Below are 6,966 nucleotides of genomic sequence, written 5' to 3' on the forward strand. Positions count from 1 at the left end.
GCGGACGCGCGCAGACCCCTCCCCCTACCCCCTCCCGCAAGGGGAGGGGGGACTGGAGAAATCAGGGAGCCGGCTCGTTATCCCGTCGCCAGGCCGCGCAGGTTGCGGTTGGCGACGGCCAGCATCGACAGGTCGACCTGGTCCAGCGCCTTCAGCTCGGACACCAGCTGGTCGATCCGGTCCACCGGCGCCTGACGATGGCCGACCCAGGCCTCCACCGCCTCGGTCCCGGCCGCGCCCGAGGGCGCGTCCTGCAGGGCGCGCACGGCGAGGTCGGCCTGCAGCGTGTACAGGTCGTCGACGATCGCCCCCACCGCCTGCTTCTGCCAGTGGTTGCTGGCCGGCATCCGGCTGGCGCCGTCGCGCAGCCAGGCCAGGCCCAGCCGGCGCCCGGTCTCGAAATACACCGCCGCCACCTCGGTGACGCCGCGCCCGGCCTGGTCGGCGATGCGGATGATGTCCAGCCCCGCCGCCCACAGGTTCAGCCGGGCGACGCGGCGGGCCAGATCCTCCGGGAAGCCGGCCTCGACGAAGCCCAGGGCGCGGGCGTCGATCACGGCGCGGGCGTCGTCGAAGATCGCCGCGTCCAGCTGGCTCTCCAGCTCGGCCAGGCCGGGCTTGAGATGCGCCACGTCCTGGCTGATGTTCAGGCCGCGGCCCTGCTGGCGCAGGATCCAGGCGACGCTGCGCTCGATCAGCCGCCGCGTCGCCAGCATGGCGCGGATCTGGGCCTGGGCCTGGGCCTTGTTGTCCAGCGCCTCGACCGCCGCCCAGATGTCGCGCAGGCTGAAGCTGTCGCGCACGATCAGATAGGCGCGGGCGATGTCGGCCACGCCCATGCCGGTCTTGTCCATCAGCTCCGACACGAAGGTGGCGCCAACCCGGTTCACCATGCTGTTGGTGATGGCCGTCGCCACGATCTCGCGCCGCAGCCGGTGCTGCGCGATGGCGTCCTTGAAGCGCTCGCGCAGCGCCGTCGGGAAGTACAGCACCAGGTCGTCGACCAGGGCCGGGTCGTCCGGCAGGTCGCTGGCCAGCAGCGCGTCGTAGATGGTGATCTTGGAATAGGCCAGCAGCACCGCCTGCTCCGGCCTCGTCAGCCCCTCGCGGTTGCCGGAGCGCTGGGTCAGCTCCTCATCGGTTGGCAGCATCTCGATCACACGGTCGAGCTTGCCGGCCTTCTCCAGCCCGCGCATCAGCCGGGCCTGCTGGTCCAGCACCTCGAAGCCCTCGCCGACCGCCAGCGACAGCGCCTGGCTCTGCAGGTAGTTGTCGCGCAGCACCAGGTGGCCGACCTCCTCGGTCATGCTCTCCAGCACCACGTTGCGCTGCTTCAGCGTCAGGTCGCCGGCCTGGACCACGGCCCCAAGAAGGACCTTGATGTTGACCTCGTGGTCCGAGGTGTCGACGCCGGCCGAGTTGTCGATGAAGTCGGTGTTCATCTTGCCGCCCGACCCGCTGGCGCCGCCCGTGCCGCCGGCACCGATGCGGGCGTATTCGATGCGGCCGAACTGGGTGACGCCGAGATTGGCGCCCTCGCCGATCACCCGGGCGCGGACGTCGCGGCCGTTGATGCGCAGCGCGTCATTGGCCTTGTCACCGACATCGGCGTGGCTCTCGCGGCTGCTCTTCACATAGGTGCCGATGCCGCCGAACCACAGGAGGTCGACCTGGGCCCGCAGCATCGCCTGCATCAGCTCGTTCGGCGTCACCGTCTCGCGCTCGATGCCGAAGCGGGCGCGCACCTCGGGCGACAGCTTGATCGACTTCGCCTTGCGGTCGAACACGGCACCGCCGGGCGACAGCTTCGCCTGGTCGTACTGGTCCCAGGAGCCGCGGGCCAGGTCGAACAGCCGCTTGCGCTCGGCGAAGCTCGTGGCCGCGTCCGGGTCGGGGTCGACGAAGATGTGCAGGTGGTTGAAGGCGCCGAACAGGCGGGTGTGCTCGGACAGGATCATGCCGTTGCCGAACACGTCGCCCGACATGTCGCCGACGCCGACGCAGGTGAAGTCCTGGCTCTGGATGTCGGTGCCCAGCTCGCGGAAGTGCCGCTTCACCGATTCCCAGGCGCCGCGGGCGGTGATGCCCATCTTCTTGTGGTCGTAGCCGGCCGACCCGCCCGACGCGAAGGCGTCGTCCAGCCAGAAGCCGTAATCCTGGCTCACCCCGTTGGCGATGTCGGAGAAGGTGGCCGTGCCCTTGTCGGCGGCGACGACGAGATACGGATCGTCCTCGTCATGCCGGACCACGCGCTCCGGATGCACGGTCTCACCGCCGGAAATGGTGTCGGTGATGTCGAGCATCCCGCGCATCAGGATCTTGTAGCATTCGACGCCTTCGGCCTGGAACGCCTCGCGCCCGGCCGCGGCGGCCGGCGGCCGCTTCAGCACGAAGCCGCCCTTCGAGCCGACCGGCACGATGACGGTGTTCTTCACCATCTGCGCCTTCATCAGCCCCAGGATCTCGGTGCGGAAATCCTCGCGCCGGTCGGACCAGCGGATGCCGCCGCGGGCGACCTTGCCGCCGCGGAGGTGAACGCCCTCCATCCGCGGGCTGTAGACGAAGATCTCGCGCCAGGGCCGCGGCAGCGGCAGCTCCTCGACCGACGGGCTCTCCAGCTTCAGCGACAGGTAGGATTTCGGCCGGCCCTGGTCGTCGGCCTGGAAGTAGTTGGTGCGCAGGGTCGACCGCACCAGGTTCAGGTAGCGGCGGAGGATGCGGTCCTCGTCCAGGTTGGTGACCGCGTCCAGCGCGTGCTCGATCTCGACCAGCATGCCGCGGATCGCCACCTCGCGGTCGCCGGTCAGGTCCGGGTCGAAGCGGGTGGTGAACATGCGGACGATGGCGCGCGTCGTTTCCGGATGCGCGACCAGCGTGTCCTCGATCGTCTCCTGGCTGAAGGCGAAGCGGGCCTGGCGCAGGAACTTGGCATAGGCGCGCAGGAGCGTCACCGAGCGCCAGTCGAGGCCGCCGGCCAGCACCAGCCGGTTCAGCCGGTCATCCTCCATGTCTCCGGTCCAGATCCGCTCGAAGGCGGTCTGGAACACGGCCTTCAGGCGGTTCAGGTCGATCGCGTCGCCGCTGCGGCTGCGCATCTCGAAATCATGGATCCAGACCGGCGGCTGGCCCGACAGCGCGACCTCGGTCGGGAACTCCGACACCACCTTGAAGCCGAGATGCTCCAGCATCGGCAGCACGTCGGACAGCGGCACCGGCGTGCCGCGGTGGTACAGCTTGAAGCGCAGCTCGTTCGGCGCCGCCTCGATCGGGCGGAACAGGTGCAGCCCGATCTCGCCGTCCTCGTCGATCTCCTCGATCCGCTCGATGTCGACGATGGCGGCCGCCGGCGTCGTCTCCTCGCGGTAGCCGGCCGGGAAGGCTTCGGCATAGCGGCGCAGCAGGATCAGCCCCTGCTCCTCGCCCTTCTTCTCGACCAGGGCCGATTGCAGCAGGTCGGACCAGCTGCGCCCGGCCTCGACCAGCTTCTCCTCGATCACGTCGACCGGCTCGTCGGTGCCGGCGCCGGGCTCGGTCTTGATCAGGAAGTGGACGCGGGCATGCGCCCCTTCGGTCATCTGGGTGGTGAAGGCCGTGACCGCGCCGCCATAGGCCTTCTGCAGGATCTTCTGGATGCGGTGGCGCAGGTCGGTGTTGTAGCGGTCGCGCGGCACGTAGACGAGGCAGGAGACGAAGCGCCCGAACGGGTCGCGGCGCACGAACAACGCCGTCCGCTGCCGCTCCTGCAGGTGCAGCACGCCCATGCCGATGTCGAGCAGCTGCTCCTCGGAGATCTGGAACAGCTCGTCGCGCGGATAGGTGTCGAGGATGTGGCCCAGCGCCTTGCCGTCATGGCTGCGCGGGTCCATCCCGGCGCGCGCCAGGGTGCGGCTGACCTTGGTCCGCAGATAGGGGATGTCGCGGGCGCTGCGGCTGTAGGCGACCGAGGTGAACAGGCCGACGAACAGGTGGTCGCCCACCACCTCGCCCGCCTCGTCGAAGATCTTGATGGTGAAGACGTCGAGATGCACCGGCCGGTGCACGGTCGCCTTCAGGCTGGCCTTGGTGACGGTCAGCGGCGCCGTGCTGCGCAGCATCGACTGCGCCTCTTCCGACAGCTTGTCGTAGCGGCGGGCGCCGTCGAACACCGAGACCTCGGCCTGGCGCAGGATGCCCAGGCCGCTGTCCGGCACGATCTCGATCTCCAGCCCCTCGTCGCTGCGGGCGAAGTCGTAGCGGCGGTAGCCGAGGAAGGTGAAATGGTCGTCCTCGAGCCATTCCAGGAAGGCGATGATCTCGCGCGTCTCGCCGGGGTCGACCGGCAGCGCCTTGTGGTCCAGCTCCTCCAGCACGGTGCGGATCTGCTGCCGCATCGCGGCCCAGTCCTCGACCGCGGCGCGGACATCGGCCAGCACGCCGCGCAGCGTCGACGCGATCCGGTCCAGCGTCGCCTTGTCGGTGCGTTCGTCGATCTGCAGGTGCATGAAGCTCTCGGCCGGCGCGCCCTCGGGCGCCGCGGCCGGGTCCTGCACGTCGGTCAGCCTTCCCTGGGCGTCGCGGGTGACCGCCAGGATCGGGTGCACGACCAGATGCACGGTCAGGCCGAGCTCGGACAGCGCCGCGGTCACCGAATCGACCAGGAACGGCATGTCGTCGTTGATGATCTCGACCACGGTGTGCGGGCTGCGCCAGCCGTAATCGTCATAGACCGGATTGAAGATCCGGATCTTGACCTCGCCCTTGCGGCGCTCGCCGCCGAACTGCAGCAGGCCGAGGGCGACGCTGTAGAGTGTGTCCCCGCCCTCGCGCAGCACGTCGTGCGGCGGCACGTTGCGGAAGTACAGACGGATGAACCGCTCGGCCATCCCTCCCTTCGCCGGGTCGAGCCGCTGCTTGGCCAGGGCCACGACACCATCGACGATTTCGGCCTTATGCTGGTCGGCCTTTGACATCCTGCAGACTCCAAAGAGCGTGCGGCCCGAACGGTTGGGCCGCATCAGGGCCCCAAGGGCATACAATCAACCCGAGTAAAAGGAAACCGCCGAACCGTGACGGTTCGGCGGCGGCCATCGACCCGCCGGCGGGAAAAATCGGCCCGGCGACATCTCGGACCATAAAACGCCGCAATCCGGTTCGATTGATGCGAAGCGCGGTTTCCCGGGCTTCGCTTTGATCGCCGGCTGGACGCAGGCCCCGCTTCGACTGTATTGAAAGAAAAAGACTCCGGTCGCCCGAACGAGAAAGAGAGCGCGTGTTGACGATCCACTTCCGCCCCTCGCCGACCCTCTTCATCGCGCTCGCCGCGGCGACCCTGCTGGGCGCCTGCCAGACCGCCAGCCAGCAGTCGGCGCAGATCCCGCCCTACGACTTCCCGAAGGTGTCGACCGAGTGGCATGACGATGTCGGCGTCGTCTACACCGGCACGCTCCAGGTCGGCCGGCCCTGCACCGTGCTGCGCCGCGACGACGGCAGCGAGGTGGCGATCCAGGGCAAGCCGGTGCCGGTGCGGATCGGCGACCGCGTCACCGTCTCCGGCCCGACGGCGAAATGGTCGCTGTGCCAGACGCTGGAGACGGTGCGCGCCGACAAGATCGACGTCATGACCAGCGCCTATCTGCCGGCGGCCAACGGCACGGCCGTGACCGTCGCCCCCGGCGCCGTGGTGGTGCAGCCGGCGCCCTGACCGCGCCGGCCGGGATGGCGTGACGGGGCCTCTCCGGGCATACTCCCCGCCCGGACTGGGAGGGGGAGGCCCGGATGCTCTACGCCATTCTCTGCTACAACTCGGAAGAGGCCGTCGGCGCCTGGACTCAGGCGGAGGACGACGCGGTCATGGCCCGGCTCGACCTGGTCCACAAGCGGCTGGCGGCGGAGGGCAAGCTCGGGCCCGCCGCGCGGCTGGCCTTCACCGCCGATGCCACCACGCTGATGAAGGGCCACCAGCCGCCGCTGGTGGTCGACGGCCCCTATGCCGAGACCAAGGAGCAGATGCTCGGCTTCTACATGGTCGATTGCGAGTCGCAGGACGAGGCGGTGGCGATCGCGAAGGAGCTGGAGCGGGCGAATCCCGGCATCGGCGGCTATGAGATCCGGCCGGTCCGGCTGTTCCTGCCCGACAGCCGCCCCGGCTGATCGGCGCGGCGGCCACTCCCGTTCCTGGCCTGAGCCCCAGGGCAATCGCTTGAGACGATGATCTCAGATTTCCTCTCCCGCCGGACGCGGGAGAGGTCGACAGCGCGCAGCGCTGGCGGGTGAGGGCTGGTCCCGGCCTCGACGAAGCCCCTCACCCGGAGCCGCTTCGCGTCTCCGACCTCTCCCGCAAGCGGGAGAGGCAATACGAGAAAGCGCCTTTTCCTCTCAAGCGATCGCCCTGGCCTGAATCCCGAGTCGGCTTGACTCTCGGGCGGCGTGGTGGATTCATATTGGAACAAATACGGAACATCATGACCCGCCATGTCCGCCCTCGCCGCCCTGCGCGAGCGCCTGAACCGGTTCGGATCCGCTGTCGAGGATCCGGGAGTCCTGTCGCTCGTTTCGCCCCCGATCGATGACCGCCTGCCGCGCGGCGGGCTGGCGCTCGGCCGGCTGCACCGCATCGCCGGCACCGGCGACGATGCCGCCGGGGCGCCGGCCACCGGCTTCGCCGCCCGCCTCCTGGCCCGGCTGCAGCGCCGCGGGCCGGTGCTGTGGTGCGCCGCGGCCGACGACCTGTACCCGCCGGGCCTGGCCGCGCTGGGGCTGATGCCGGACCGGCTGGTCCTGGTCCGGCCGCGCGACGAGAAAGGCGTGCTGGCGGTGGCGGAGGAGGCGCTGCGCACCAAGGGATTCGGCGCCGTGCTGGCCGAGGCGGCGCGGACCGACCTGCTGGCCGAGCGGCGGCTGCAGCTGGCCTGCGAATCGCACGGCACCACCGCCCTGCTGCTGCAGCGCCGGCCGGTCGCCCCGCGGGCCGGGGCCGACGGCATCGTC

The 6,966-nt window shown here is 69.8% G+C and carries 4 protein-coding genes; 3 read left to right on the forward strand and 1 reads right to left on the reverse strand.

What is annotated here, in order from left to right; all coding sequences use genetic code 11:
- Nucleotides 1-77 precede the first annotated feature (77 nt).
- A complete protein-coding gene (locus tag BWR60_RS35155) occupies nucleotides 78-4,949 on the reverse strand; it encodes an NAD-glutamate dehydrogenase (RefSeq protein WP_088157869.1) in 4,872 nt (1,623 codons plus the stop codon).
- 299 nt (nucleotides 4,950-5,248) lie between these two features.
- Between BWR60_RS35155 and BWR60_RS35160 the strand changes: the two genes are divergently transcribed.
- The 3 genes from BWR60_RS35160 to BWR60_RS35170 form a co-directional block, all read left to right on the forward strand.
- A complete protein-coding gene (locus tag BWR60_RS35160) occupies nucleotides 5,249-5,680 on the forward strand; it encodes a DUF5818 domain-containing protein (RefSeq protein WP_144445870.1) in 432 nt (143 codons plus the stop codon).
- A gap of 74 nt (nucleotides 5,681-5,754) precedes the next feature.
- Complete coding sequence (locus BWR60_RS35165) at nucleotides 5,755-6,129, forward strand: YciI family protein (RefSeq protein WP_088157873.1); 375 nt, start codon at nucleotides 5,755-5,757, stop codon at nucleotides 6,127-6,129.
- Between the two features lie 321 nt (nucleotides 6,130-6,450).
- Nucleotides 6,451-6,966: ImuA family protein (locus tag BWR60_RS35170; protein ID WP_429913059.1), on the forward strand; the 516-nt coding region annotated here is incomplete at its 3' end.

Origin of the sequence: Inquilinus limosus (assembly GCF_002195995.1) — a bacterium.
In the GTDB taxonomy this organism is placed as follows: domain Bacteria; phylum Pseudomonadota; class Alphaproteobacteria; order DSM-16000; family Inquilinaceae; genus Inquilinus; species Inquilinus limosus_C.

Excerpts from the sequence above, each read along its gene's own strand:
- BWR60_RS35165 (WP_088157873.1), top strand. The coding sequence starts at position 5,755 with ATGCTCTACGCCATTCTCTGCTACAACTCGGAAGAGGCCGTCGGCGCC.
- BWR60_RS35155 (WP_088157869.1), bottom strand. The coding sequence starts at position 4,949 with ATGTCAAAGGCCGACCAGCATAAGGCCGAAATCGTCGATGGTGTCGTG.